Consider the following 25,813-nt stretch of genomic DNA (forward strand, 5'->3'; position numbering starts at 1 on the left):
TCATGGTTGATACAACAACGAATGACAAAATATTTAATGTATCGATGTCACCCCATATTCGTGATAACGAATCCATTTCGAAAATAATGTGGACGGTGATGATCGCCCTGACGCCGGCCGCCCTATTTGGTGCCTTTAATTTTGGCTACCGGGTTCTGATTGTGATTTTAATTGGGATGGGTTCGGCGGTTCTATTTGAATACCTGACTCAGAAAATCAGAAAAAAAACCATCACCATTGGTGACGGAAGTGCTTGTTTAACCGGATTGCTGCTGGCCATGTGTCTGCCACCGACGATTCCTTATTATATGCCGGCTGTGGGTTCATTTATTGCTATTGTCATCGCCAAACACGCCATGGGCGGCTTGGGCTTTAATATCTTTAATCCGGCCCATATCGGGCGGGCGGCATTAATGATTTCCTGGCCAGTGGCGATGACAACGTGGAGTAAAATGACCACCGGGGTGGATGTGGTGTCAACGGCGACGCCCCTTAATATTTTAAAGCAGCAGGGCTATCAAAAGCTGATCGAGACCTTTGGTTCCGCCCCGGATATGTATCAGGCCTTATTCCTGGGCACCAGAAACGGGAGCATCGGCGAAACATCGACGGTATTGCTGCTGCTGGGCGGGTGTTTTTTAATCTATAAAAAATACATTAACTGGCAGGTACCAGTGGTAATGGTTGGCACGGTGGGGATTTTGACCTGGGTCTTTGGCCCGGCCGGACTCTTTACCGGGGATCCGCTTTTTCACATGATGGCCGGGGGATTGATCATCGGCGCCTTTTTTATGGCCACCGATATGGTCACCATCCCGATTACCATTAAAGGTCAGGTCATTTTTGCGCTGGGTGCGGGAATCATCACCGTTCTGATTCGCTTAAAGGGCGGCTATCCGGAAGGGGTTTGCTATTCGATTTTACTGATGAACAGTATCACACCGCTGATTGACCGATTTGTTCAGCCAGTCCGATTTGGCCTGAGGGGGGAAGTAAAATGACAGAAGAACATGGAACTAGACACTATTCCATTTTTCAGATTGCCATCAATCTGGCTATTGCCTGTTTTATTTCAGGGGCGATCATTGCCGTGACCTATTTTTTCACAGCCCCGATCACCCGGCAAAATACCGAAAATACCAAAACTGAAATGATGCAGGAGCTAGTGGCCGATTCGGATAAATTTGTCCCGGTGGAAGGAAAAACTGACTGGTTTATTGCCAATAAAAACGGTGCAGCGATTGCCTATGTTATTCCCGAGGATACCAAGGGCTATGGCGGCACCATCAAAATGCTGGTGGCGATTTCGCCGGAGGGTAAGGAAATTGACTATCAGATCTTGTCGGCCAACGAAACCCCGGGACTTGGCGACAGCGTGGCCAAAGATGAATTTAAAAAGCAATTCCGTGGCAAAACGGCGGCGGCCATGGTTGTGACCAAGGATCCGACCAATCAGGAGAATATCCAGGCCATCACGGGGGCTACGATTTCGTCAAGAGCCGTTACAGCCGGAGTGAAGGCAGCCGAGACAGAGGTCATGGAATATTTGGAGGCACAGAACTGAGATGAAAAATTTATGGGATATTTTTAAAAAAGGTGTGATTGTGGAAAACCCTATTTTTGTGCTGGCACTCAGTCTGTGTCCGGCGCTGGCGGTAACTGCCTCGGCGCTGACCGCATTGACGATGGGGCTTTCGGTGATGTTTGTTATTACCGCCAATAACGTGGTGGTGTCGTTGACCCGAAAACTGGTCAACCCCAAGGTACGGGTGCCGGTTTATATTACCTCCATTGCCACCATCGTAACCTTGGTTCAGCTGCTGCTTCAGGCATTTGCGCCGGAGCTTTACAAAGCCCTGGGAATCTATCTGGCGTTAATTGTGGTGTTTGCCATCATTCTGGCCCGGGCTGAGGTATTTGCATCTAAGAACTCAGTGATACCTTCATTTTTCGATGGCCTGGGAATGGGGACTGGCTTTACTCTGGCCTTGCTGCTGATTGGCTGTATTCGGGAACTGCTGGGAGCCGGGTTGATTTTTGGGATCCCGGTGATTGGTGATTGGTATGATCCGGCGTTAATTATGATCTTGCCAGCCGGTGGTTTTATTTTAATCGGCTATCTGGTTGGTGGTTTTAAAATCCTGACCGAATTTATGGAAAAAGTAGCAGCTAAAAAAGGTGATGCATAATGGAATATTTTACTTTATTTATCAGTGCGGTGATTGTTAATAATTTTGTTTTAACCAAATTCCTGGGTTTGTGTATCTTCTTTGGGGTGTCAAAAAACCTGAATGCCTCGATTGGCATGGGGATGGCGGTCACTTCGGTAATGACCCTGAGTTCAATGCTGGCCTGGGTGGTTTACAATTTTGTGCTGGTACCCCTGAATCTGACCTTTATGACAACGGCGGTATTTGTTTTGCTGATTGCCAGTTTTGTCCAGCTGCTGGAAATGATTATCAAAAAACAGGCGCCGGCACTTTATAACATGTGGGGAATTTATCTGTTGTTGATTGCCACCAACTGTGTTGTTCTGGCAGTGCCGCTGTTAAATGCGGAATCCAGCTTTTCTTTCCTAAAAAGTGTGGTTTATGCGGTAGGCTCCGGGCTGGGTTTTGCCTTAGCGATTGTTTTAATGGCCAGCCTGAGAGAAAAACTGCGACTGGCCGATGTCCCTAAACCGTTGGAAGGACTGGGCATCGCCTTTATCTTAGCAGGGATGCTGGCTCTGGCGTTCACCGGTTTTTCTGGCATGATAACATTGTAGAGGAGTGACAGAGATGGAAACAGCAATAATGGTTGTCATTGTGATGACCGTAATCGGGTTGGTATTTGGGTTGATTCTGGCATTTGCTGACAAAAAATTCTCAATTGAAGTGAATCCGCTGATTCACATTGTCGATGATATTCTGCCCAAAGGTCAGTGTGGTAGTTGCGGTTATGCCGGTTGTATTGCCTATGCTGAGGCGGTGGTCTTGAATCCGGAGGTGGCTCCTAATTTATGTATTCCCGGGAAAAAACCGGTGGCTGATCTGGTAGCCGAATTAACCGGAAAATCGGCTCCGGAAATTGAACCGCGGATTGCCCAGGTGCGGTGTAAAAATACCATTACCCATGCCATTAAAAAATATAATTACGCCGGCGTGGAAGATTGCATTGCCGCCAGCCTGATTCAGGGCGGGCCCAAGGGTTGTGAATATGGCTGCGTTGGTTTTGGTACCTGTGTGCATAGCTGTCCCTTTGGGGCGATGACCATGGGTGAAGATCATCTGCCGTTGGTCGATCAAAAAAAATGTACCGGCTGTGGCAAGTGTGCCACCGTTTGTCCCAAGGCGATTATTCATATGACCGCCATTGGTGCGCCAGTGGCGGTGCTCTGTAATTCCCGGGATAAGGGTGTGATCGCTCGTAAGCTGTGTTCAGTGGACTGTCTGGGCTGTGGACTTTGCGCAAAAAGCTGTTTGTTTGACGCCATCACGGTGGAAGATAATCTGGCGGTGGTTGATCCGAAAATTTGCATCGAAAAATGCACGAATCCAACCTGTCTGGAAAAATGTCCCACCGGAGCGATTTACGATTTAAGAAAAGCGTGAAAGCAGTTGAATATTTAATGCGAACATAAAAAAAACAGCCGGTCCGAATGACCGCGCTGTTTTTTTATATTAGGAATGAAAAGAAAAAGAGGAGATGTTTATCTCTTGTATTTATCTTAGGCCCTGAACCTTTAGCCAAACTTTGAAAGAGGTTAAGTTTAAGTTAAATTAAGATTGTACAGGAGCCAATTCAGATCTAAATCCCGTTGACAAAAATCGACCGGTATGATAACCTTTATCACAATTAAAGAGTTGGGGAGCTTATGCATTTAGGCTGAGAGGAAGTAAAACGCTGCTTCGACCCATACACCTGATACGGATAATGCCGGCGTAGGGAAAACATGTCAATCTACTGTGCATTCGTGCACAGTTTTTTTTGTTTAAATCAGGAGCGGCAGGATAAGTAATCAGTATTTGACTAATGGAAAGAGGTAAGCTTATGTTTGAAAAAATTATGGAAAATGTCAGCAAGCAGTCGCCCCTGGTGCACTCGATCACTAACTATGTGACGGTGAACGACTGTGCCAATATGGTGTTAGCCTGCGGCGGGGCGCCGATTATGGCCGACGATATCAATGAGGTGGAAGAGATTATGGCCATTTGTAATGCCCTGGTCATTAATATCGGAACCCTTAATGAACGGACGGTGGCAGCAATGATTAAGGCCGGGAAAAAAGCCAATGCCTTGGGTCGGCCGGTGATTCTGGATCCGGTCGGTGCCGGTGCCTCGACCCTGCGGACCAACACGGTTTTTGAGCTGTTAAAAAAAGTGCAGTTCAGTGTGATCCGGGGCAATGTCTCGGAAATAAAAACTATCGCTTCGGGCAGCGGCACCACCAAAGGAGTGGATGCTGATGTCAGTGATGCCATCAGTGCAGAGACATTGGATCAGATGATCGTTTTTGCCAAAGCCCTCAGCGAAAAAACCGGCGCCGTCATTGCCATCACTGGTGCCATCGATATTGTTGCCGACAGCCAGCAGGCGCTGGTGATTCGCAACGGCCATCCGATGATGTCCCGGATTACCGGCACCGGCTGTATGCTCACCGCGGTCATCGGCAGTTATTGCGGGGCGAATCCCGATGAATTGCTGCTGGCCACCGCCGCCGCAGTGAGTTGTATCGGTTTGTGCGGGGAGCTGGCCTTTGCCAAGGTGCAGGCCCAAAACGCGGGAACGGCATCCTTTCGCGGCTACCTCATCGATGCCATGAGTTTGATGAATGCCGAAACATTAGCAGGAGGGATGAAGATTGAGACTCGATAAAAATACCATGCTGCTTTATGCGGTGACTGATCGAAGCTGGCTGGGTGACCGAACCCTGACCGATCAGGTTGAAGAAACCTTAAAAGGGGGTGCCACCTTTATCCAGCTCCGGGAAAAGGATCTGGATTTTGATGCGTTTGTGAAGGAAGCCCGGGCCATCAAGAAATTAACCGATGCCTATCAGATTCCTTTTGTTATTAACGATGCCGTCGAGGTGGCCCTGGCCGTCGATGCTGATGGGGTTCATGTGGGACAGGATGATATGGATGCCGGAGAGCTGAGAAAGCAAATCGGCGATAAAATCATTGGCGTCTCAGCGGATACGGTGGAACTGGCTATCAAAGCCGAAGCCGACGGTGCTGATTATATCGGGGTGGGGGCTATCTATTCCACCGCCACAAAAACCGAGGCCGAGGTGGTGGCGTTTGAAACGATTGCCGCGATCTGTGAGGCAGTGACCATTCCGGTGGTTGCCATTGGGGGGCTCAACGAAACCAATATCCATACCTTAAAAGGAACCGGGGTGGATGGGGTGGCTCTGGTATCCGCCATTTTTTCAAAGGCCGATATTAGTAAGGCCACCAAAGAACTGCGACAATTATCCGAGGCGATGACAAGGCCATGAAAAAAATAATGATGAATATCCAGGGAATGATCTTTGATCTGGACGGGACACTAATTGATTCGATGCCGGCCTGGCAAAGTATCGGTAGTGAATTTTTGAAAAAACACGGGATTACTCCCCCTGATGATTTAAATGAGATCATTAAAACCATGAGTTTTGCCGAATCGGCCCGTTATTTTATCGATTTTTACGGGGTTGATTTAACGGAAGAACAGGTCGGGGATGCAATCAACGGCATGATCCGGGAAAATTATGCCAAACATATTCCGCTAAAACCCTTTGTTAAGGAAACTCTGGATCAATATTTAAACCAGGGCATTAAAATGGGAATATTAACCGCCACCCATAAGTCTCTGACCGAATTGGTGCTCGGTCGCTTTGGTCTGCTCGATCATTTTGAATTCATTCTCACCTCCGGGATGACTGGCTTGCCCAAAAGTCAGTCGGAGATTTATCACCAGGCGGTGGCACAACTGGAGTTGCCAAAACAGCACATCGCTATTTTTGAAGATGCCTTATACTGCATCCGGGCAGCTAGAGAGTCCGGATGCCATATTGTGGGTGTCTTTGATGAAGCCTCCCAAAATGACTGGGAAGAGATTAAGAACAGCTCAGACTGTGCGATTATGAGTTTTAAGGAGTTGCTAGGATGAAAAAAGTCTTGTCGATCGCCGGGTCGGATTGCAGCGGCGGAGCCGGCATTCAGGCTGATATCAAAACCATCATCGCCCATGGCAGCTACGCCATGACGGTGATTACCGTCTTAACCGCCCAAAATACCACCGGGGTTTATGGGATCGCGGAGGTGGCCAATAGCTTTGTGGAAAACCAGCTGGAGTGCGTCTTTGCCGATATTTTTCCCGATGCGGTTAAAATCGGCATGGTTTACAACGCTGCGATTATCAAAAGCATTGCCAGAAAATTAAAACAGCATCAGGCCCACAACATTGTTCTCGATCCGGTGATGGTGGCCACCAGCGGTGGCCGGCTGTTAAGCGACGACAGCATTGAAAGTTTAAAAACCGCGCTGATGCCCTTGGCTGATCTGATTACCCCCAATATTCCTGAGGCTGAATGTCTGTGCGGATTTGCTATTCATTCCCGGGCGGATATGGTCAGAGCCGCTAAAGAAATTGCCAAGACCTATGAGGGGAGTATTCTGATTAAGGGCGGCCACCTGTTTGAAAGTGCTGATGATTTTCTGCTGATTCAAAAAGTGGGATATGGTGAAGAAATCTGGTTTCCGGGAATAAAAATTGATAATCCCAATACCCATGGCACTGGCTGCACCCTTTCCTCGGCCATTGCCTGTAATCTCGCTGCTGGCGATGAGATTGCAGCGGCGGTAAAAAAGGCCAAAGACTATGTTTCCGGGGCGCTGCTTGCCCATCTGGATCTGGGGAATGGCAGTGGGCCCCTGGATCATGGATTTCAAATGACCCGGGGTTGAGTAAAACAGAGCAATAAAAAAAGACGTGGCCCATGCCAATCAAAAATTGATAGCAAAAAAGCCAATTGATTCCCTAACGATGGCAACACCTAGTTGGGAACAATTGGCTTTATTATCGTTCGGGCCATTCTTTTCGCAGTACTTTTTCAACAAAGAGTTTGGCCAGATTTTTGTCAAATTGAAAACCGGAGCATTTTTTAATTTCGGTAATCGCTTCTTCATCGGTAAATGCGCGGCAATAGGAACGCTCGGTGGTCATGGTGCAATAAGCGTCAGCAATGGCAATAATCCGGCCTTGCAAGGATATTTCATCGGCTTTCAGACCTTTAGGATAGCCCCGCCCATCCCAGCGTTCATGGTGTTCGAGAACAAATTTTGCAATCTCGGTCATTTCATTGACCGAGCGGAGAATATGGTAGCCAATTTCAGGATGGCGTTTGATTTCCGCCCATTCCACTTCGGTTAGTTTTTCAGACTTGTTTAAAATTGCTTCATCAATGGCGATTTCGCCAATATCATGGCGCAAACCGGCCAAGCCAAGCTGGTTAATGGCTTCAGTTTCAAATCCCAGTTCTCGGGCGAGAGCCTGGCAGTATTCGCTGACTGATTGGGAATGAATTATTTCCTGGTGATTTCTTTCGTAAATGGAATTGACAATTAAATCAATGGTGGCTCTTTTAATACTGGGACTGATGGTAAGTTTATGCTGATACATAGCATCTTCGGCACGTTTGAAAACATCGTTCAGGTCGTCCCGGGGATTTTCTTTTAAGGCAAACCCCATCGAAACAGATAAAATCGTGTGTTCAATGCGAACATTGGCGATGGCGGCATTGAGCCGCTTAACAATACTTTTAACACTTTCCTGATCCGTTTGGGAAAACAAAATGACAAACTCATCGCCACCAACCCGTGAGGTAATTTCATCATGACGGCATTCGTTTTTCAAAATCTTAGCAAATTCTTTTAAGACCTTGTCGCCCATCTGATGGCCGTAGGCATCATTGATCAGCTTGAGTCCATTAACATCAGCCATGATCAGGGCAATGGGAAGGTTTCGCGGGGTATCGAGACGAAGTAATTCTTCTTCATAAAAACGACGGTTGTAAAGTCCAGTTAATTGATCATGATAACTTAGATAAAGGACTGTTTCTTCGGCCTGTTTTCTTTTGTCAATGTTGCGACTTACCCCAACGATTTCAATCTCGCCACTGACGTGGTAGCGGTATTTTGTCGAAACTTCAACCCAGATGAGCCGTCCGTTTTTACAAGGTTGCTGTATTTCAATCAGATAGGTATTGGCGGCTTCCGGGGTGGCAATAAAGGTTTTGACATTTCTTTGCATTTCCGCTCTAACCCGGAGAAGGGATTCGGTGGTCATCGAGTCGGTCAGATTTTCGGCCATGGCTTCTTCCGGGGAGAGGCCTCTTAACTGAAAAATTGATGGACTCATATAGGTAAACTTATTTTGAGTAAGGTTAAAAAGCCAAATCACATCAGAGGCGAATTCAGTGAGAAACCGATATTTTTCTTCGCTTTTGATGAGCGCAGACTCGGCGTTCTTCCGGTCCGTGATGTCGTCAATAATACTGATGATATGAGGGGTATTGTTCATTAAAATAATTTTTGCAGAAACGGAACAAATTCGGATGTCCTTATTTTTATTTCTGAATTTCAATTCAAAATCGTCAACCAACTGGTGGGAATTGATCTCATTCAGAAGTTTTTCCCGATCGGCAGGATTTTCATAAAGATTTAGTTCTGGCAGACTTTTGTTTTGGACTTCTTCCCGGCTGAATCCGGTAAAATTTAAGAAGCCGAGGTTAAAATTCACAATTTTGCCATCAGGATGGGTCGTGATCAGGCTGGCATCGGGGCTGAGATTAAAGATCTGTTCAAACTGTTCTTTGGCGGCCAGAATCTCGGCCCGGGAGCGTTCATTAATCATCACAATAAAGGTAAAGGTCACAATGATGTTGATAATAAAGGCCCCGGTAAAAGAAAGCACCTGAAAAAGCGTCGGCACGAGAGCATTGGCAATGGGAGGGGAAAACAAGGCGTAAAATGCTCTCAAAACAGAAAAGCAGCCGATTGAAAGAAATATCAAAAAAAACAGCGGAGTTTGTCGCGGCAGGAGAGCATTCCGCTGTTGATGGAGGGTGTGGGCGAGCAGAAAGGCAATCAAGCCAAGTGAAAGATAAACAAAAAAAGTGCGATAGGAGCTGGCGTCAAAAACATACTGAAAATAGATCAGTGCCAAGAGGCACAATCCGAAAACAAGCGGTGGAAACCACTTGTTTTCCGGCAAATCTAAAAAGCGGACCAGGCCCATATACTGGAAAATCAGGGCCAGCAGCAGCAGCGTATTCCCGAGCACAACGGTGATCAGGTCACTGGCATTGCTGCCCTGAAGCATAATAAAAAGAAATCCCAGGGCAAAAAAGGAGCAACTGGCTCCAAAGTGTTCAACACCGGGATATTTGGATGACAGCAGAAGTATAAAAATGGCTTCAAAAATACTGGAAATAACTAAAATAAGGGCAATGGTAGCAAGATCGATGTTCATGGCGGCCTCTCATGGGGTGACACCAAATGGCATGCATAAAAATTGGTGCCGGCATTATGATAATGACAGTCTATGGTTATTATATCCCGATTTAAGAAAAAGAAACACGAATTATAAAAAGACTGATGAGAATAATAAAATATGTTAAAATAAGGAAAACAACAGCAAAACGCAGAAGCGGAGGTTTTGAAATTCATGAAGAATAATGCTGCGGTGGTGTATGCGATCTTGGCAGCACTGCTTTTTGGAATCAATGCGCCCTTCTCAAAGATCCTGCTGGAAGAAATCAACCCCTTGTTTCTGGCGGCGCTTTTATATCTGGGTGCGGGGCTGGGGATGACCGGGCTGACGGTTTTAAACAAAACCCGGCGAACTGCGTCCAAAGAAGCTAAACTTACTAAAAAAGAAATGCCCGCAATTACACTGATGATTTTACTGGATATCGCAGCGCCGATTTTTTTATTGATGGGAATCAACCTGACCAACTCCAGTACGGCAGCCTTGTTAGGCAATTTTGAGATTGCCGCAACTGCAGTGATAGCCATGATTTTTTTTAAAGAAGCGATTGGTAAACGGATGTGGATTGCCATTGCCTTTATTTCCCTGGCCAGTATCTTGCTGACTATCGACACCGCGGCGCTTAATTTATCGATTGGGGCGATTTTTGTAATGCTGTCCTGTGTTTGCTGGGGATTTGAGAACAACTGTACCCGGAATCTGTCGATCAAAGATCCGGTTCAGGTGGTCATTCTTAAAGGATTTGGTTCAGGACTGGGGGCCTTGTTGATTGCCTTTGTCTGGGGAGACCTGTCCGGCTCACTGCTTTATATTATTCTGGCCATGACCTTAGGCTTTGTGGCCTACGGCTTGAGTATTTTTTTCTATGTCAAAGCGCAGCGAGGCTTGGGCGCTGCCCGAACCAGTGCCTATTATGCGGCGGCCCCCTTTATGGGCGTCCTGATATCCTGGCTGGTGCTTAAGGAATCGATTACCGGTTCATTTTTGATTGCGCTGGCCATTATGATAGTGGGAACCTGGCTGGCCTTATCGGAAGATCACGAACACGCCCATACGCATCAGAAAGAAACCCATGATCACAGTCACAGCCACGATGATGGACACCACTTGCATGATGATCATCCACCGGTTACCGGAGCCCATTGTCATGAACATACGCATCAAAATAAGGTTCATAGCCATTGCCATCTGCCGGATATTCACCATCGGCATATGCATTAGCGGTAGCAAGGAAGCATCGATAGAGAACGAAAAAAAAACAGGAAGAAGCCGGGGCTGATGTCATCGACGTTTGTGCTTCTGTAGACGATGACATTGAACTGGAAACCATGAAATGGTTAATCGCTATTGTTCAGGATGCCGTGGACACACCGATAGCAGTAGACAGCCCCAATGTCTATACCTGTATTGAGTCGATGAAATACTGCAATAAACCAGTGAAGTTATTGACGAAATGACCAAGGATCTGTTCTAAATTTAAAACACAATGATCAACCCTGTATCGTGGCAATCAATACGATACAGGGTTTTTGACTTTTCAATCTTTCGCTCTGGCCTGGTGTAAATCCGGTTCTATTGCAAAATAGACATAATAATGAACAAAAGAAAGGGTGAGTTGAATGCCACAAATCAAACCGATCACAGATCGTAGAAATACGAACGAAATTTCTGAACTGTGTCATAAAAAAAACGAACCAATATTCATTACTAAAAATGGTTATGGTGATTTGGTCGTGATGAGTATGGAAAATTACGAAGCCATGCTCGACGAAAATGAAATTGACCGGGAAATTGCCCAAGCAGAAGCGGAAGACTGTGCTGATGGCAATTTGATCGATGCAGGGAAAATAAACACCCTCAAGTAAGACCCTCTTTAATCATTTTTTTGATTGATAAAAAGAGCGCCAGCTCCCGCAACAGCTTGCCGACAACGGTGCGATTATTCATTTAAGCACCTCGGTTTGATTTTTAGTTCTTCAGTGTGGTTTGCTTTATTGTAATACAGTTCTGATATCGTTAAAAGTATCAATAAATATAAGAATGATAGGATCAAAATGAAAATGCGGAAAATTGATTGGCAAGACAGTATCGTGGGTATACTGAAATAGAAAGAAGATTTCTTTGCACAAATTGCGGAAGAAAATAATAAAAAGAGGGTGATTGATGATGCAGCAGGCAGATTATGAAGCGCTGGGAATAGGCTTAGAAAAACCCATCGAAAACTTATCCGTTGCTGATGTTTACATCGAGCTGAAAACAAGTGAGCAAGGCCTGAAATCTGAGGAGGCGGCAGCACGATTGGCGCATTTTGGTGAGAACAGTATTCAAAAAAAGAAGGGTAAGCCGCTGATCTGGAAATTCCTGGCCAATTTTACCCACCTGATGGCCATTCTTTTATGGATTGGTGGCGTGGTTGCCCTGATTGCCCAGCTGCCCCAATTGGCCATTGCCATTTGGTTGGTTAATGTCATTAATGGATTATTCAGTTTCTGGCAGGAGTTTCAGGCCGAAAAAGCGATTGAAGCCCTGGGACAGCTGCTGCCGACCTATGCCCGGGTGATCCGGGATGGACAGGAAGTCAAAATTCTGGCTGAAGAGCTGGTGCCCGGAGATCTGATTATTTTAGCCGAGGGCGACCGGATTTCGGCTGACAGCCGCCTGGTTGAGGACAATGATTTTAGAGCCGATCAGTCCATCCTGACCGGGGAATCCCATCCGGCGCACAAAACAAAGGATGTTGGTCAGCGTACCGATCTGGGCCGTTCGGAACAGCCCAATCTGATTTTTGCCGGAACCAATGCGGCTTCGGGAGCCTGTAAGGCGGTGGTATTTGCCACCGGCATGAATACCGAATTCGGAAAAATTGCCGATCTGACTCAGAACATGGTGGAAGCGCCCAGCCCGCTGCAGCTTGAGATGGGACGAATTACCCGGCTGGTTTCAGCCATGGCGATCAGCATGGGGGTACTCTTTTTTGTGCTGGCGGTACTGCTGGCCCATGTTAATATTACTGAAAGTTTTATTTTTGCGATGGGGATGATTGTGGCCTTTATTCCCGAGGGGTTATTGCCAACGGTGACCTTATCCCTGGCCATGGGGGTCAAGCGGATGGCCAAACGAAACGCCTTAATCAAACGTTTGTCGGCGGTTGAAACGCTGGGCTGTACCACGGTTATCTGTACCGATAAAACCGGAACCCTGACCCAGAATGAAATGACCGTCAGCGACTGCTGGATGGTCAATCAGCAGATTAGGGTAACCGGTGTTGGTTATGCCCCGGAAGGGGAACTGACCTTGAACGATAAACCTGTTTCGCTGGCAGAAAACAGTGATATGAAAAAATTATTGCTGGCTGCCAGCCTGTGCAATAATTCCCGGTTGTTGCCGCCATCCCCGGAAATAAACCATTGGAATATTCTCGGGGATCCCACCGAGGCTGCTCTGGTGGTGGCTGCCCGGAAGGGAAAAATTGATCTGGATAAGGAATTGAAACTCAGCCCCCGGCTGCGGGAACTGCCCTTTGAGTCCCATCGCAAGCGCATGAGTACGATTCATCAGGTGTCCCGTGACAGCTCGGATCTGGAAAAGCTGGCCTATATCAAGGGGGCGCCTAAAGAGGTGCTGGATTTATGCACCCATTATCTCAAAGACGGTGAAGACATGGCGCTGGATGAGGATACCCGGAAAAAGGTGATGGCCGCCAATGACGACTATGCCCGCAAAGGGCTGCGAGTTTTGGCAGTAGCGATGCGGATTCTCACCAAAGACATGGGTCTGCCGGAACGCCTCAGCGATTATACTTCAGATCATATTGAAAACAACATGACCTTTTTAGGTCTCACGGTGATGGCTGATCCACCCCGGGTGGAAGTGGCCGCGGCGGTTGAAAAATGCCATCAGGCCGGGATAAAAATTATTATGATCACCGGTGATTATGGTTTAACGGCCGAAAGCATTGCCCGGCGGATCGGCATTATTCATAGCCCTCAGCCCCGAATTGTCACCGGCGTTGAGCTGGACGAAATCAATGACGTGGATCTTAAAAAAGCGCTATCCGAGGAGATTGTTTTTGCCCGGGTGGCACCAGAACAAAAACTGCGGGTGGTAACAGCCCTTCAGGACATGGGCAATGTGGTGGCGGTCACCGGTGATGGCGTCAATGATTCACCGGCGCTTAAAAAAGCCGATATCGGCATTGCCATGGGGATTTCCGGTACTGATGTGGCCAAGGAAGCCGCCGATATGATTCTCACTGACGACAATTTTGCCTCGATTGTCAATGCGGTGGAAGAAGGCCGGGGGGTATATAACAATATCCGTAAATTTGCTACCTATATTTTAAACAGTAATGTCCCCGAGGCGGTGCCTTTTATTGTGTTTTTATTCGCCAAAGGCCAGATTCCCTTGCCGTTGACGGTGATGCAGATTCTGGCGGTGGATCTGGGTACCGATATGATCCCGGCCATTGCGTTGGGGGTTGAACTGCCGGAGGAAGGGGTGATGCAGCGCCCACCAAGATCGCAGCAGGAACATTTGCTCAACCGGCCACTGCTAATTCGTGCTTTTCTGTTCTACGGGATCATGGAATCGGCCATTGCGATGTCAGCCTTTTTCTTTCTTTACTGGCAGAATGGCTGGCCGGGGGTACCGATGGTAGACTCAGGCGTGATTTACCGGATGGCAACGACCATGACGTTGGGGGCGATTGTCGTTACTCAAATCGGGATTGTTTTCAATTGTCGAACCGAACGGGCCTCGGTGTTTAAGGTGGGACTGTTCAGCAACCATATGATCTTAATCGGGATTGTCTGTGAACTAACGGTCTTCAGTATCCTGATCTACACCCCATTTTTGCACGAGATTTTCAATACCGCCCCAATCGGGCTGATTGAATGGGCCTATCTGTTTATGTGGGTACCGGTGGTGATTTTCATCGATGAACTGCGGAAGGCCTTCCTGCGAAACTGGGATAAACGACGTTTGAACAAAAAACAGAAATTTGAAAGGGGATAGCTAAATGAAAACCATCATAGTAGGCTGTGGGCGAATCGGATCGGGTTTAGCCCTTAAGCTGAATCAAAGCGGCCACGACATCACCGTTATTGATCAGGATCCACTGACCTTTAAGCATTTGGGAGCCAGCTTTAAAGGGAAAATCATCACCGGGGTGGGGTTTGACCGGGATGTCCTGATTTCTGCCGGAATTGAGCGGGCAGATGCGTTGGCAGCGGTGACCTCCAACGACGAGGCCAATGCTCTGACCGCCCGGATTGCCAGTCAGATTTTCGGGGTTCCCCGGGTGGTGTCAGCCCTGCATGAACCCCGTAAAGCCGAAATTTATCGGCGACTGGGACTCCAGGTCTTTGATCCGATGTCCTGGGGCGTAAATCGGGTGGCGGATCTGCTGAGTTTTTCACCGGTCAATGTGGCCATGAGTATTGGGAATGGTGACGTTGATATTATGGAAATTGAGATACCGGCCTTGTTGGTGGGACGACGGGTTGGGGAACTGATGATTCCTGGAGAAGTCAGTGTGATATCGATCAGCCGGGGAAACCGCTCGCTTATTCCGGTGCTTAATACCGTGTTTGAAAATCGTGATCTGGTCCATCTGGCGGTTGCTACGGCATCCGGAGATCGTCTTAAATCGCTGTTGGGATTAGTATAGAAAGGGGATGTCAGACCATGAATGTAATAATCGTAGGCGGCGGTAAGGTGGGATGCTATCTGACTTCGCTGCTGCAAAGTGGCGGCCATCAGGTCAAGCTTATTGAAAGCAGAACCCATCAATTGGAACGGCTGGCATGTGATCTGCCCAAAGAGGTGCTGGTATCGGGGAGTGGCACCGATCCCAGTGTTCTGGAAGCGGCCGGGATCCGTTCGGCCGATGTCCTGGCGGTGGTCACTGGGGCTGATGAAATCAATCTGGTGGCAGCCACCATTGCCCGCCTGGAATATCAGGTGCCGCGGATTCTGGCGCGGATTAAAAATCCCAAGAATGCCTGGTTGTTTACCCCGGAAATGGGGGTGGATGTAGCATTGAACCAGGCCGAGCTGATGGCGACGCTGGTTGCTGAAGAAATGTCAGTGGGGGATATGATGACCCTGCTTAAGCTGAATCAGGGCCAGTTTTCACTGGTGGAAGAAAAGGTTCATCCATCATCCGGTGCAGTGGGTAAGATGGTCAGAGAGCTGGGGCTGCCGACGGAATGTGTTTTAGTGGCAATAATCAGAAACGGTCAGCTGCTCATTCCTCATGGTCATACCGGGTTATTGCCGGAAGATGAGGTTCTGGCAATTGTTCATGCTGCTGACCTTCAGCATCTGGCCAAGATACTGGGGCCAGCTCGCTGAATACTTAATTGTTTCTGAGCAGGTCTTTCAGGTTTGGTTCGGGTTGCCCTTTTTTTGTTTATCCAGGCAGATTGATTAGAAAATCATGTTTTATTCCATAAAGAAGGGGTAGAAACTAACGATAACTCGTTAGTTAATTTTAGACTTAATTTAATTTTAATACTTACGGAGAGGGAAGCATGAAAAAGCATGAAATATCGATTGTAGATGACGAACCCATCAATTTGATGATCTTAAAAAAATTATTGAGTCCCTCTTTTCTTATTCGGGCCTATAAATCTGGAGCGGAATTGCTTCAGGCTGTTGAAAAGGGAATCAAGCCGGATCTGATTCTGATGGATATTGTGATGCCGGGAATGGATGGTTATGATACCTTATCGGAATTGCGGAAAAATTCTGATAATCAGGGGATACCGGTCATCTATATTTCGGCTTTGGATAGCCTGATTGATGAAGAAAAGGGGTTTAGGTTGGGAGCGGTTGATTATATCATTAAACCCTTTCGGCCGGGGATTGTGCTGGCCAGAGTTAATGCTCATCTGGAATTGAAACAAGCCCGGGACCGGCTTAAAAATCAGAATGAATGGTTGGAAGCGGAGGTCAAACGGCGGATGGTGGAGAACCAGCTGATCCAGGATACAACCTTGAATGTTTTTGCAGAATTGGTTGAAACCCGGGATAACGATACCGCCAACCATGTTATGCGAACCCAGAATTATGTGCGGATTATCTCGGAGCGATTGCAAAAAAATGAAAAATTCAAAAGCCGTCTAGGTGATGATACCATTGAACGGATTGTTAAAGCAGCACCTCTGCATGACATTGGCAAGATCGGGATTCCCGATGCCATTTTATTAAAGCCGGGAAAGCTTGACGTTGAGGAATATGAGGTGATGAAAACCCATTGTAAAATCGGCGGAAATGCCATTCGCCTGGCTATAAATAAAACCTTATCCGTCAATAAAACGGATAACGAACAGGGTGAAATCACAGCCCTGTACTTTCTGGAAGAGGCCGAAAAAATCATGAATTATCATCATGAACGATGGGATGGGAAAGGGTATCCCGAAGAACTGTACGGCGATGAAATTCCCATATCGGCACGGATTATGGCATTAGCTGATGTATTTGATGCCCTTACTACCGTTCGTCCCTATAAAAAAGCCTGGAGTATGGATGCGGTAGTGGACTATATTTTAGAACAGAAAGGTTTGCAGTTTGATCCTGATGTCGTGGATGCTTTCGAAACAGAAATTAAGGCTTTCAGACAGGTCTTGTGTCAGGATCAGACAGTGGAGAACAAAGATTAAAAAAACCAGGAAGCAAAGGGTGGTGAGTTATAAAATGGATCAGGACAATTCTTGGTTGGTACAGCAGAATAAGTTATTGGAATTGGGATCCCGATTGACAAAGGTCGGTAGTTGGCAAATTGATATAACCACCATGACAAGCCAATGGAGCCAGGGGATGTTTCATATTTTCGATTTGGAGCCGGGGGAAATTCCGTCGGTGCTGGAGCCAAACCATTTTTTTCTGAGTCGGGATATCGACCGATACCGGGAAGTTTTGAGAATCGCAATTGAAAAAGCAGAATCTTTTGAAATGGAGTTGGAGATAACCACAGAAAAGAAAACAAATAAATGGGTTCGTATCATTGGCATTCCGATTTCAGAAAACGGTCAGATTATAGAAATTCAAGGTGTGGTTCAAGATGTAACGGAATTGCATTTGAGCGAAGTACAGGCCTTGAAGATTGATCGAATCCTGGAAGCTTATTTTAAGGTTGTGCCTGATATTCTGTTTTTAACGGATGCTCAGGGAATTATTTTGGAATACCGGGCAAAAAAAACATCGGATCTTTACATTCCGCCGGAAGCTTTTTTATACAAAAAAATCAACAGCGTATTGCCGCCGGACATCAATAATGCATTTACTGATGCCATGGCAATGGCCAGAACGACGGGTCAAATGCAAACCTTTGAGTATGATTTGCTCTATGCGGATGGAAATCATCATTTTGAATGCCGGATGAGCTGGCTGGCCGAAAGTGAAAATTTCGTAGAGGTAATCCGCGATATTTCTGAGCGCTATCAGATGGAACAGGATCTCAAAAATGCCCGAAAAATGTTGGAAGAACGTTTTCAGCAACGAGAGGTCGAGCAAAGATTCATTATGGACCAACTCTACCTCCATACCGAGCTGATTCGCGTAATCAGCCAGATGGAGTCTGGGATCGATGGTGATATTGAGCGATTTACAGAAGAAATAACAGAGCTGCTAGGTAATCGACTGGAAACAGACCGGGTTTCTGTCTGGCAATATAATGATGAAATGACGATGATGGAATGCCTGGATCTTTATGTGAAAAAAGAGCAAACCCATACCAAAAAAATTTCCATGAACAGAGCTGATCAGCCGCTGACCTTTGAGTATCTGATTAAAAACAGGTATATGATCATTGACGAAAAGTCGGTTGAAACGCAGGAAAAAGACTACTGGCAGGCTTATATGAAACCATTGGGTGGAACGACCCTACTGGTTTGCAGTGTCTTATGTAATGGGAAGGCGATTGGTTCGATTGGCTTTATGCATGTAAACAAAAACCACAAATGGGGAAGTGACGAAATTACTTTTGGCTGTTATATTGCTGACCAGATCGGAACGGCCTTTTTAAATCGCGAACGAATGGAGATAACCCAGGCATTACGACAAAATGAAGCGTTTTTAAATCGGGCTCAGGAGGTTTCAAAAACGGGCCACTGGTATTTTGATATTAAAGAAAACCGACTGATCTGGTCCAATGAAACCTATCGTATCTTTGGCGCGAAAATCGGAATGCCGCAAACCTTCGAATCTTATATGAGTTTTGTTTATCCGGATGACCGCGAAAAATTCATCGCGAATTGGATGGAAAAATCGGCGGAAGGTCAGTCATTTACAGTTCTTCACCGTATTTTTTCAGGCGATGATGTCCGCTGGGTGGAAGAACGATCGGAATTCGAGCAGGATCAGGACGGTAATCCGGTCGCCAGCTGGGGAACGGTTCAGGACGTAACCGAAAAGATGAATTATCTGGAAGAACTGGAGACCTATCAAAAGCATCTTGAGGAAATGGTTTTTTCCCGCACCACCGAATTGGAGATGGCAAAGCTTGAGGCAGAAGCAGCCAATCAGGCAAAAAGCTCCTTTTTATCAAATATGAGTCATGAAATCAGGACGCCCATGAATGCTATCATCGGTCTCGCGCATCTGATTAAACGGGATCCCCTGACCATGCGTCAGGAAGAACAGATTAATAAGCTGACGGAGGCAGCCAATCACTTGCTGCAGATCATTAATGATGTGCTGGATCTTTCGAAAATTGAAGCCGGAAAAATGCAAATGGATACCCATGATTTTGAACCGACCCGGGAAATCGACAGGGTGTGCAATATTTTGGGCGATGAAGCGGCCAAAAAAAATCTCGATTTATTGGTGGATGTGGATCATATTCCCACGGTTTTGCGGGGGGATTCGGTTCGTTTTGGCCAGATTTTGCTTAATTTAATGAGCAATGCGGTGAAGTTTACCGAAACAGGGAGCATCAAAATCATTGCCCGAATCATTAAGCAGGATCAAAAACAGATCCGTCTGCGATTTGAAGTTTGGGATACCGGGATCGGTATGTCGCAAGAGCAGATGAAAAACCTGTTCCAGGATTTTGTCCAGGTCGACGAATCGATGACCCGTCTTTATGGTGGAACCGGTCTGGGGTTGGCGATCAGCTCACGTCTGGCAAATTTCTTAGGCGGCGAAATTGGGGTTGAAAGCGAGTTGGGTCAGGGAAGTCGATTCTGGTTTGAACTGCCCTTTGAAATATCAACGGTGATTCCCAAAAATAGAATCAGTATTAAGTTCTCCAAGGAAGTGCGGGTTTTAGTGATCGATGATATGCAAGAAGCCCGGGAACTGATGGTCAGTATGCTGGCTGATTTTGGAATTCCGTGTGAGGCGGTCAGTTCGGGAAAGGAAGGACTGGCGGCAGTGACCCAAGCCGATCAGCTGATGAACCCCTATCGGCTGATTTTTATGGATCTGAAAATGCCGGCGATGGACGGCATTGACACAGCGCTGATGCTTCAATCACTGGAACTGAAAACCATGCCGACGGTTTATCTGATAACCGGATATGGGAATCAGATATCCTATAAAGAAGCCCAGCGAGCGGGAATCAGCCGCATTCTGGTTAAACCGATGACACCGTCAACCCTAAATGACGCATTAATGGAACTGCTGGAAAATGACATGGAATCAAAAATACCGTCAACCCTGAAAGCGCTGGAGGATCGGTTAAAGGAATATGGACAGATGCAAATACTGATTGTTGAAGATAATCAGATTAATCAGGAAATCGTCGGGCAGCTGCTGGAGCCCTTTAAGTTTAAGATAACGGTGGCCGAAAATGGTCAGGAAGCCATCAACAAAATCACAGCGGCCAACTTTGACTTGATCTTAATGGATGTCCAGATGCCGATAATGGATGGGTTGGCGGCAACCGCACTGATCAGAGGCTTGCCGGGTTGGGAAGCGACTCCCATTTTAGCGATGACCGCCAATGCCTTTGAAGAAGATCGGCGTAAATGCATTGAAGCCGGGATGAATGATCATCTTGTGAAGCCGGTGGAACCGGAGATTTTATATAAATGCTTAATCAAGTGGCTGCCGGTTAGAAGAAAGGAACCAGAGAACAACGGAACGCCTAAAAGTGATGGACAAAATGATCAGATCAGGCATACAGCTGCGGTACCGGAAGAACAGAACTGGTTAAAAGCGCTACGGCAGGTGGAGGGATTGAATGTGGATACCGGACTAAGAATGCTGGGTGGCGATATCTCTGTTTATTTGAGACTGATCCGGCAGTTTGGCCAAAAATGTGAAACAGAGGCGATTCATATTTTAGAACGGACCGCAGCCGAAAACTATCAGAGTATCATGCAAATGGTCCATTCAATCAAGGGCGTGGCGGGTAATCTGGGTGCTATAAAAATACAGGAGCTGGCGGCTGAATTGGAACAGGCGGTCAGGATCAGATTGGGAAAAGGGCAATTTGAAGAACAGATAAACAGTTTTGTTGCTGAACTAAGAGGTTTTGCGGAGGCCTTATCGAAAGATTGGATTCCCCCTGGTAGCCAACAAAAGGATGATATTGACAGGGTTGAAGTCGAGACGATCCTGAACCAACTGGCAGTTTTGCTTGACAATAATGACACCGATGCCTACGACTTGTTTGAGGAGCACAAAGACCTACTCATACTTGCTATGGGAGATTCAGGATTTGATCTGGAAAGACAGATTCATGAATTTGATTACCGGGACGCCCTGAATACTTTGAGATCAACTTTTTCAAAAGTGTCTGGCGATTTCTGAAAAGCCCTTAAATGGTATAAGGATTATGTTAGAAACCGGTTAAATTTGCAAATATTTCTTGATTTTCACAATCTTTTATAGTACAATTCGAAACGAATGATAGAAATAGATTTATGTCTATTTGGCGTGTTTATAAGCAATGTTTATGAATGCAGCAAAGAATTCTTTTGACCATTTCTTTATCAGATTTAACTCGGTGATAAAGAAATTGAATGCCATACGGACAGCTAGGTCAAATGCCGATTGGCAACTTTCGTTGCTTTATTGATTGAGCATCAGCTCAAATTTTATAAGTTGGTTACTTAAAACCGTGTGCGTTTTTGCACATCACACTTGTGAAACAATCAATAAGAGTAGTAAAAGTAAGTTCTTGCTATATAGACTCTAATTTCTGCGTTTTGGATCATTAGATAGACGGTGCGGTCATGCGTTCGTTTAATACAAATCAGTAGAAATAAACTCAAGTGGATGAACAGCAGATGCTGAAGGCTCACTTGGGTTTTTTATTTTATTAAGTTAGTACAGCACAATGACAATGCGAAAAAATGGAAACGGGGTGGATTATGGATAATAAATTAAAGTTGAATGGTTTTAACAATTTGACAAAATCGTTGAGTTTTAACATTTATGATGTATGCTATGCAAAAAGTGAACGGGAACAGCGGGATTATATTGCCTATATTGATGAGCAGTATAACTCGGATCGCTTAACCAATATTTTATATCACGTCACGGAGATGATTGGCGCCCGGGTATTAAATGTATCCAAGCAGGATTATGATCCCCAGGGGGCCAGTGTCACCTTTTTAATTGCCGAAGAAACATTTTTACGGGAATACCGGGAAGAAAATGTTGAGAAGACTGATCTGCAGGGCGATACGGTGGTAGCCCATCTGGATAAAAGCCATGTAACGGTCCATACCTATCCGGAATATCATCCGGATACCTCCATTGCCACCTTTCGGGTGGATATTGATGTCGCCACCTGCGGCGAAATTACGCCGCTCAGTACCCTTGACTTCCTGATTGGCAGCTTTGATTCGGATATTATTACGATGGATTATCGGGTCCGGGGGTTTACCCGGGACGTCAGTGGCAAGAAACTGTTTATGGATCATAAGATCACCTCGATTCAGGATTATATCGATGACAAGACCTTAAAGGAATATGATGCCATTGATATGAATGTTTATCAGTCCAATCTCTTTCACACCAAGATGATGTTAAAGGAAATCATCCTCCAGAATTATCTGTTCAATACCGATGCTTATGAGCTGCCGCCACGAACGCGGCTGCAGATTACTGAAAACCTGCGCCGCGAAATGATCGAAATTTTCAGCGGCAGTAATGTCTATTAATAACGTATATTAATTGGGAAGGAATAAAAACGTGCCAAAATTAAATCAGGAACGGATGCCGATATTGGCGGCACTTAATGAGTTTAAGCGGAATCGGCTGGTGCCCTTTGATGTGCCCGGCCATAAACGGGGTAAGGGGAATCCGGAATTAACCGAATTTTTAGGGGAACGCTGTATGACCCTGGATGTCAATTCGATGAAGCCGCTGGATAATCTTTGCCATCCGGTTTCGGTGATCAAAGAAGCCGAGGAACTGGCGGCGGATGCCTTTGGCGCCAAACAGGCGTTTTTTATGGTCAACGGCACGACTTCCGCAGTCCAGACGATGGTGCTGTCAGCCTGTAAAAAAGGGGAGAAGATTATTCTGCCCCGAAATGTCCACCGCAGTGTTATCAATGCGATGATTCTGGGCGGTGCCATCCCGGTTTATGTAAATCCTGAAACCAACCATGAAATCGGTATTTCACTGGGGATGACCCTCGTAGCGGTAGCTAAAGCGATTCAGGAAAACCCCGATGCCAAAGCGATCTTAGTTAACAATCCCACCTATTACGGGGTTTGTTCCAACCTGAAGGCGATCGCCAAACTGGCTCACGCAGCGGGGATGCTGGTGCTGGCGGATGAGGCTCATGGCACCCATTTCTATTTTGGCGAAAACATGCCCATCAGCGGCATGGCGGCGGGAGCCGATATGGCCTCGGTCAGCATGCATAAATCCGGTGGATCGTTGACCCAAAGTTCTTTTTTACTAGTAGGTGAGGGTATGAACGCTGGTTATGTGCGCCAGATTATTAATTTGACGCAAACCACCAGCGGTTCTTATCTGTTGCTCTCCAGTTTGGATATTTCCCGGAAAAATCTGGCGGTGAACGGCAAGGAAATCTTTGCCAAGGTAACCGCGATGGCCCAATACGCCCGGGATGAAATTAATCAGATCGGGGACTATTACGCTTATTCAAAAGAATTGATTAACGGCGATACTGTTTACGATTTCGATGCGACCAAGCTGTCCATTAATACCCTGAACGTCGGACTGGCAGGAATTGAAGTGTATAGTATTCTCCGGGATGAGTACGATATTCAGGTTGAATTTGGTGATGTCGGCAATATTCTGGCCTATATTTCGGTGGGCGACAGCCAAGGCAATCTGGAGCGACTGGTTGCGGCGCTGGCGGAAATTCGCCGGATCTATAAAAAAGACAAGGCCGGCATGCTGCAATACGAATATATCAACCCTGAGGTGGCAGTGGCCCCTCAGGAAGCCTTTTATGCTGATAAGGAAGCCCTGCCGCTGGAAAAAAGCGGCGGCCGGATCTGTAGTGAATTTGTGATGGCATATCCGCCCGGGATTCCCATTCTGGCCCCCGGGGAAAGGATTACCGAAGAAATTCTTGATTCCATTGAATACCTAAAAGATAAGGGCTGCTTTTTAACCGGCCCCGAAGACATGGAAATAGAATATCTCAATGTGCTGAAGGAGGATTAGATGGAATTATGGTTTTCAGAAAAACATACCCCCAGCGTTAAATTTTCCATTCAGGTGGATCGTCAGCTTTACTGCGGACAAAGCGAATTTCAGCGGATCGATATTTTTGATTCCAAAGAATTTGGCCGTTTTTTAACCCTGGACGGGTTTATGATGCTGACTGAAAAAGACGAATTTATTTATCATGAGATGATGGTGCACATTCCCATGGCTGTTCATCCGGCCGCCAAAAAGGTGTTGATTATCGGCGGTGGCGATGGCGGCGCCATCCGCGAGCTGGTGCGCTACCCGCTAGTGGAACACATTGACCTGGTCGAAATTGACGAGCTGGTGGTGGAAGTCTGCAAAAAGCATCTGCCCCAAACCGCCTGCTGTTTTAATGATGAGCGGGTGACCATTTTTTATCAGGATGGCTTGAAGTTTATTCGCCGCTGCGAAAATGAATATGATCTGATCATCGTCGATTCCACCGATCCCTTTGGTCCCGGCGAAGGCCTGTTTACCAAAGAGTTTTATGGCAATTGCTATAAGGCCTTAAAAGAAGATGGAATCATGGTCAATCAGCACGAAAGTGCTTTTTACCTGGATGATGCCGTAGCGATGCAGCGGGCCCATAAGCGAATTGTCGAGTCCTTCCCGATCAGCCGGGTCTATCAGGCCCATATTCCCACCTATCCCTCGGGACACTGGCTGTTTGGCTTTGCCTCAAAAAAATATCATCCGATTGAGGATTTAAAAGCTGTGAAATGGAATGCTCTGGGTTTTAAAACCCGTTACTATAATACCAAATTGCATGTTGGCGCCTTTGCGCTGCCAAATTATGTGGAGGAACTGTTAAAAGATGTTGAATAAAAATATTGAGACCTTTTTAGGTTGTGACAACGACTATGGGGAATCGGGTATTGTCGTTTTTGGAGCGCCCTTTGACTCCACCACCTCCTTTCGTCCCGGCACCCGCTTTGCCAGCCGCACGATGCGGGGAGAATCCTACGGACTGGAAACCTACAGCCCCTATCAGGATAAGGACCTGGAGGATCTGGCCATTTTTGACGGCGGTGATCTGGAACTCTGTTTTGGCGATACCGAAAAGGCGCTGGCAGCGATTGAAAGCTATACTACCCGGGTATTAAGAGATAATAAGCTGCCAGTGATGATCGGTGGTGAACATCTGGTGACTCTCGGAGCGGTTCGGGCGGTGGCCCGGAAATATCCGGATCTCCATGTGGTGCATTTTGATGCTCATGCCGATTTGCGCGATGACTATCTGGGGGTTACCCTGTCCCATGCCACGGTGCTGCACCGGGTTTGGGATTTAATTGGCGATCACCGGATCTATCAATTCGGGATTCGCTCCGGCGAACGCATTGAGTTCCACTGGGGTAAAGATCACGTCACCACCCAGAAATTTAATTTTAAGGGACTGGCTGAAGTGATCGAAAAACTCCAGGGCCAGCCGGTTTATTTCACTCTGGATCTGGATATCCTGGACCCCTCCGTCTTCCCCGGCACCGGCACCCCGGAACCCGGCGGCGTCAGCTTTTTAGAGCTGCTTGAAGCGATCCAACACGTCAGCCAGCTGAATCTGGTCGGCTGCGATATCAACGAGCTTTCGCCAATCTATGACCAGAGCGGTGCTTCCACCGCCGTGGCCTGCAAGGTGTTGCGGGAGCTCTTATTGGCAATTGGCTAAATC

Annotated in this window: 21 protein-coding genes, 1 pseudogene and 1 riboswitch; of the genes and pseudogenes, 21 read left to right on the forward strand and 1 reads right to left on the reverse strand. The window is 46.7% G+C overall.

What is annotated here, in order from left to right; all coding sequences use genetic code 11:
- The first annotated feature begins 2 nt into the window (after positions 1-2).
- From ACEW8F_RS15545 to thiD, 9 genes are all read left to right on the forward strand, one after another.
- Positions 3-1,001, forward strand: a complete 999-nt coding sequence (locus ACEW8F_RS15545) for an RnfABCDGE type electron transport complex subunit D (RefSeq protein WP_373484378.1) — start codon at positions 3-5, stop codon at positions 999-1,001.
- A complete protein-coding gene (locus ACEW8F_RS15550) occupies positions 998-1,564 on the forward strand; it encodes an FMN-binding protein (protein WP_373484379.1) in 567 nt (188 codons plus the stop codon). The genes ACEW8F_RS15545 and ACEW8F_RS15550 overlap by 4 nt, the downstream gene beginning before the upstream one ends.
- 1 nt (position 1,565) lies before the next feature.
- Positions 1,566-2,189, forward strand: a complete 624-nt coding sequence (gene rsxE / locus ACEW8F_RS15555; RefSeq protein ID WP_373484380.1) for an electron transport complex subunit RsxE — start codon at positions 1,566-1,568, stop codon at positions 2,187-2,189.
- Entirely contained in the window at positions 2,189-2,767 is a 579-nt protein-coding gene (locus ACEW8F_RS15560; protein WP_373484381.1) for an electron transport complex protein RnfA, read from the forward strand. The genes rsxE and ACEW8F_RS15560 overlap by 1 nt, the downstream gene beginning before the upstream one ends.
- A 13-nt stretch (positions 2,768-2,780) precedes the next feature.
- The gene (rnfB, locus tag ACEW8F_RS15565; protein ID WP_373484382.1) at positions 2,781-3,593 is read left to right on the forward strand and encodes an RnfABCDGE type electron transport complex subunit B; all 813 of its coding nucleotides are present in this window, start codon (positions 2,781-2,783) and stop codon (positions 3,591-3,593) included.
- Between the two features lie 243 nt (positions 3,594-3,836).
- A riboswitch (TPP riboswitch) is annotated at positions 3,837-3,947 on the forward strand.
- Positions 3,948-4,032: 85 nt separating this feature from the next.
- Positions 4,033-4,857 (forward strand): hydroxyethylthiazole kinase, encoded by an 825-nt coding sequence (gene thiM, locus ACEW8F_RS15570; protein WP_373484383.1) that lies wholly within the window; start codon positions 4,033-4,035, stop codon positions 4,855-4,857.
- A complete protein-coding gene (gene thiE / locus ACEW8F_RS15575) occupies positions 4,844-5,482 on the forward strand; it encodes a thiamine phosphate synthase (protein ID WP_373484384.1) in 639 nt (212 codons plus the stop codon). The genes thiM and thiE overlap by 14 nt, the downstream gene beginning before the upstream one ends.
- A complete protein-coding gene (locus ACEW8F_RS15580; RefSeq protein ID WP_373484385.1) occupies positions 5,479-6,135 on the forward strand; it encodes an HAD family hydrolase in 657 nt (218 codons plus the stop codon). Before thiE ends, ACEW8F_RS15580 begins: the two co-directional genes overlap by 4 nt.
- On the forward strand, positions 6,132-6,932 hold the full coding sequence (gene thiD, locus ACEW8F_RS15585; RefSeq protein WP_373484386.1) for a bifunctional hydroxymethylpyrimidine kinase/phosphomethylpyrimidine kinase: 801 nt from the start codon (positions 6,132-6,134) through the stop codon (positions 6,930-6,932). Before ACEW8F_RS15580 ends, thiD begins: the two co-directional genes overlap by 4 nt.
- Before the next feature lie 112 nt (positions 6,933-7,044).
- Here thiD and ACEW8F_RS15590 read toward each other — a convergent pair whose 3' ends face one another.
- Entirely contained in the window at positions 7,045-9,498 is a 2,454-nt protein-coding gene (locus tag ACEW8F_RS15590) for a diguanylate cyclase (RefSeq protein WP_373484387.1), read from the reverse strand.
- Positions 9,499-9,693: 195 nt separating this feature from the next.
- Here ACEW8F_RS15590 and ACEW8F_RS15595 point away from each other — a divergent pair, with 195 nt between their 5' ends.
- The 12 genes and pseudogenes from ACEW8F_RS15595 (at position 9,694) to speB (ending at position 25,810) form a co-directional block, all read left to right on the forward strand.
- On the forward strand, positions 9,694-10,737 hold the full coding sequence (locus tag ACEW8F_RS15595) for a DMT family transporter (RefSeq protein WP_373484388.1): 1,044 nt from the start codon (positions 9,694-9,696) through the stop codon (positions 10,735-10,737).
- A gap of 32 nt (positions 10,738-10,769) precedes the next feature.
- Positions 10,770-10,952, forward strand: a pseudogene (locus tag ACEW8F_RS15600) (methyltetrahydrofolate cobalamin methyltransferase); the annotation flags it as partial.
- Between the two features lie 183 nt (positions 10,953-11,135).
- Entirely contained in the window at positions 11,136-11,381 is a 246-nt protein-coding gene (locus tag ACEW8F_RS15605) for a type II toxin-antitoxin system Phd/YefM family antitoxin (RefSeq protein WP_373484389.1), read from the forward strand.
- A 298-nt stretch (positions 11,382-11,679) separates the two neighbouring features.
- On the forward strand, positions 11,680-14,529 hold the full coding sequence (locus ACEW8F_RS15610) for a cation-translocating P-type ATPase (RefSeq protein ID WP_373484390.1): 2,850 nt from the start codon (positions 11,680-11,682) through the stop codon (positions 14,527-14,529).
- 4 nt (positions 14,530-14,533) lie between these two features.
- Complete coding sequence (locus ACEW8F_RS15615) at positions 14,534-15,184, forward strand: TrkA family potassium uptake protein (protein ID WP_373484391.1); 651 nt, start codon at positions 14,534-14,536, stop codon at positions 15,182-15,184.
- 17 nt (positions 15,185-15,201) lie between these two features.
- Positions 15,202-15,870: a TrkA family potassium uptake protein gene (locus tag ACEW8F_RS15620; protein WP_373484392.1), complete on the forward strand. Its 669-nt coding sequence runs from the start codon at positions 15,202-15,204 to the stop codon at positions 15,868-15,870.
- A 179-nt stretch (positions 15,871-16,049) separates the two neighbouring features.
- On the forward strand, positions 16,050-17,180 hold the full coding sequence (locus tag ACEW8F_RS15625) for an HD-GYP domain-containing protein (protein ID WP_373484393.1): 1,131 nt from the start codon (positions 16,050-16,052) through the stop codon (positions 17,178-17,180).
- Between the two features lie 22 nt (positions 17,181-17,202).
- Positions 17,203-21,276: a response regulator gene (locus ACEW8F_RS15630; protein WP_373484394.1), complete on the forward strand. Its 4,074-nt coding sequence runs from the start codon at positions 17,203-17,205 to the stop codon at positions 21,274-21,276.
- 563 nt (positions 21,277-21,839) lie between these two features.
- Positions 21,840-22,634, forward strand: a complete 795-nt coding sequence (speD, locus tag ACEW8F_RS15635) for an adenosylmethionine decarboxylase (RefSeq protein ID WP_373484395.1) — start codon at positions 21,840-21,842, stop codon at positions 22,632-22,634.
- A 55-nt stretch (positions 22,635-22,689) separates the two neighbouring features.
- The gene (locus ACEW8F_RS15640; protein ID WP_373484436.1) at positions 22,690-24,120 is read left to right on the forward strand and encodes an aminotransferase class I/II-fold pyridoxal phosphate-dependent enzyme; all 1,431 of its coding nucleotides are present in this window, start codon (positions 22,690-22,692) and stop codon (positions 24,118-24,120) included.
- Positions 24,121-24,972 (forward strand): polyamine aminopropyltransferase, encoded by an 852-nt coding sequence (gene speE, locus ACEW8F_RS15645; protein ID WP_373484396.1) that lies wholly within the window; start codon positions 24,121-24,123, stop codon positions 24,970-24,972.
- The gene (gene speB / locus ACEW8F_RS15650) at positions 24,962-25,810 is read left to right on the forward strand and encodes an agmatinase (RefSeq protein WP_373484397.1); all 849 of its coding nucleotides are present in this window, start codon (positions 24,962-24,964) and stop codon (positions 25,808-25,810) included. Before speE ends, speB begins: the two co-directional genes overlap by 11 nt.
- The last annotated feature ends 3 nt before the right edge of the window (positions 25,811-25,813 follow it).

The sequence above is a fragment of the Acetobacterium sp. genome, from assembly GCF_041752335.1.
Classification (GTDB): domain Bacteria; phylum Bacillota; class Clostridia; order Eubacteriales; family Eubacteriaceae; genus Acetobacterium.

What these genes read in the sequence shown, in the direction of transcription:
- ACEW8F_RS15545 (WP_373484378.1), top strand. Translation starts at nt 3, where the DNA reads ATGGTTGATACAACAACGAATGACAAAATATTTAATGTATCGATGTCA.
- ACEW8F_RS15550 (WP_373484379.1), top strand. Translation starts at nt 998, where the DNA reads ATGACAGAAGAACATGGAACTAGACACTATTCCATTTTTCAGATTGCC.
- rsxE (WP_373484380.1), top strand. Translation starts at nt 1,566, where the DNA reads ATGAAAAATTTATGGGATATTTTTAAAAAAGGTGTGATTGTGGAAAAC.
- ACEW8F_RS15560 (WP_373484381.1), top strand. Translation starts at nt 2,189, where the DNA reads ATGGAATATTTTACTTTATTTATCAGTGCGGTGATTGTTAATAATTTT.
- rnfB (WP_373484382.1), top strand. Translation starts at nt 2,781, where the DNA reads ATGGAAACAGCAATAATGGTTGTCATTGTGATGACCGTAATCGGGTTG.
- thiM (WP_373484383.1), top strand. Translation starts at nt 4,033, where the DNA reads ATGTTTGAAAAAATTATGGAAAATGTCAGCAAGCAGTCGCCCCTGGTG.
- ACEW8F_RS15580 (WP_373484385.1), top strand. Translation starts at nt 5,479, where the DNA reads ATGAAAAAAATAATGATGAATATCCAGGGAATGATCTTTGATCTGGAC.
- thiD (WP_373484386.1), top strand. Translation starts at nt 6,132, where the DNA reads ATGAAAAAAGTCTTGTCGATCGCCGGGTCGGATTGCAGCGGCGGAGCC.
- ACEW8F_RS15590 (WP_373484387.1), bottom strand. Translation starts at nt 9,498, where the DNA reads ATGAACATCGATCTTGCTACCATTGCCCTTATTTTAGTTATTTCCAGT.
- ACEW8F_RS15595 (WP_373484388.1), top strand. Translation starts at nt 9,694, where the DNA reads ATGAAGAATAATGCTGCGGTGGTGTATGCGATCTTGGCAGCACTGCTT.
- ACEW8F_RS15605 (WP_373484389.1), top strand. Translation starts at nt 11,136, where the DNA reads ATGCCACAAATCAAACCGATCACAGATCGTAGAAATACGAACGAAATT.
- ACEW8F_RS15610 (WP_373484390.1), top strand. Translation starts at nt 11,680, where the DNA reads ATGATGCAGCAGGCAGATTATGAAGCGCTGGGAATAGGCTTAGAAAAA.
- ACEW8F_RS15615 (WP_373484391.1), top strand. Translation starts at nt 14,534, where the DNA reads ATGAAAACCATCATAGTAGGCTGTGGGCGAATCGGATCGGGTTTAGCC.
- ACEW8F_RS15620 (WP_373484392.1), top strand. Translation starts at nt 15,202, where the DNA reads ATGAATGTAATAATCGTAGGCGGCGGTAAGGTGGGATGCTATCTGACT.
- ACEW8F_RS15625 (WP_373484393.1), top strand. Translation starts at nt 16,050, where the DNA reads ATGAAAAAGCATGAAATATCGATTGTAGATGACGAACCCATCAATTTG.
- speD (WP_373484395.1), top strand. Translation starts at nt 21,840, where the DNA reads ATGGATAATAAATTAAAGTTGAATGGTTTTAACAATTTGACAAAATCG.
- ACEW8F_RS15640 (WP_373484436.1), top strand. Translation starts at nt 22,690, where the DNA reads ATGCCGATATTGGCGGCACTTAATGAGTTTAAGCGGAATCGGCTGGTG.
- speE (WP_373484396.1), top strand. Translation starts at nt 24,121, where the DNA reads ATGGAATTATGGTTTTCAGAAAAACATACCCCCAGCGTTAAATTTTCC.
- speB (WP_373484397.1), top strand. Translation starts at nt 24,962, where the DNA reads ATGTTGAATAAAAATATTGAGACCTTTTTAGGTTGTGACAACGACTAT.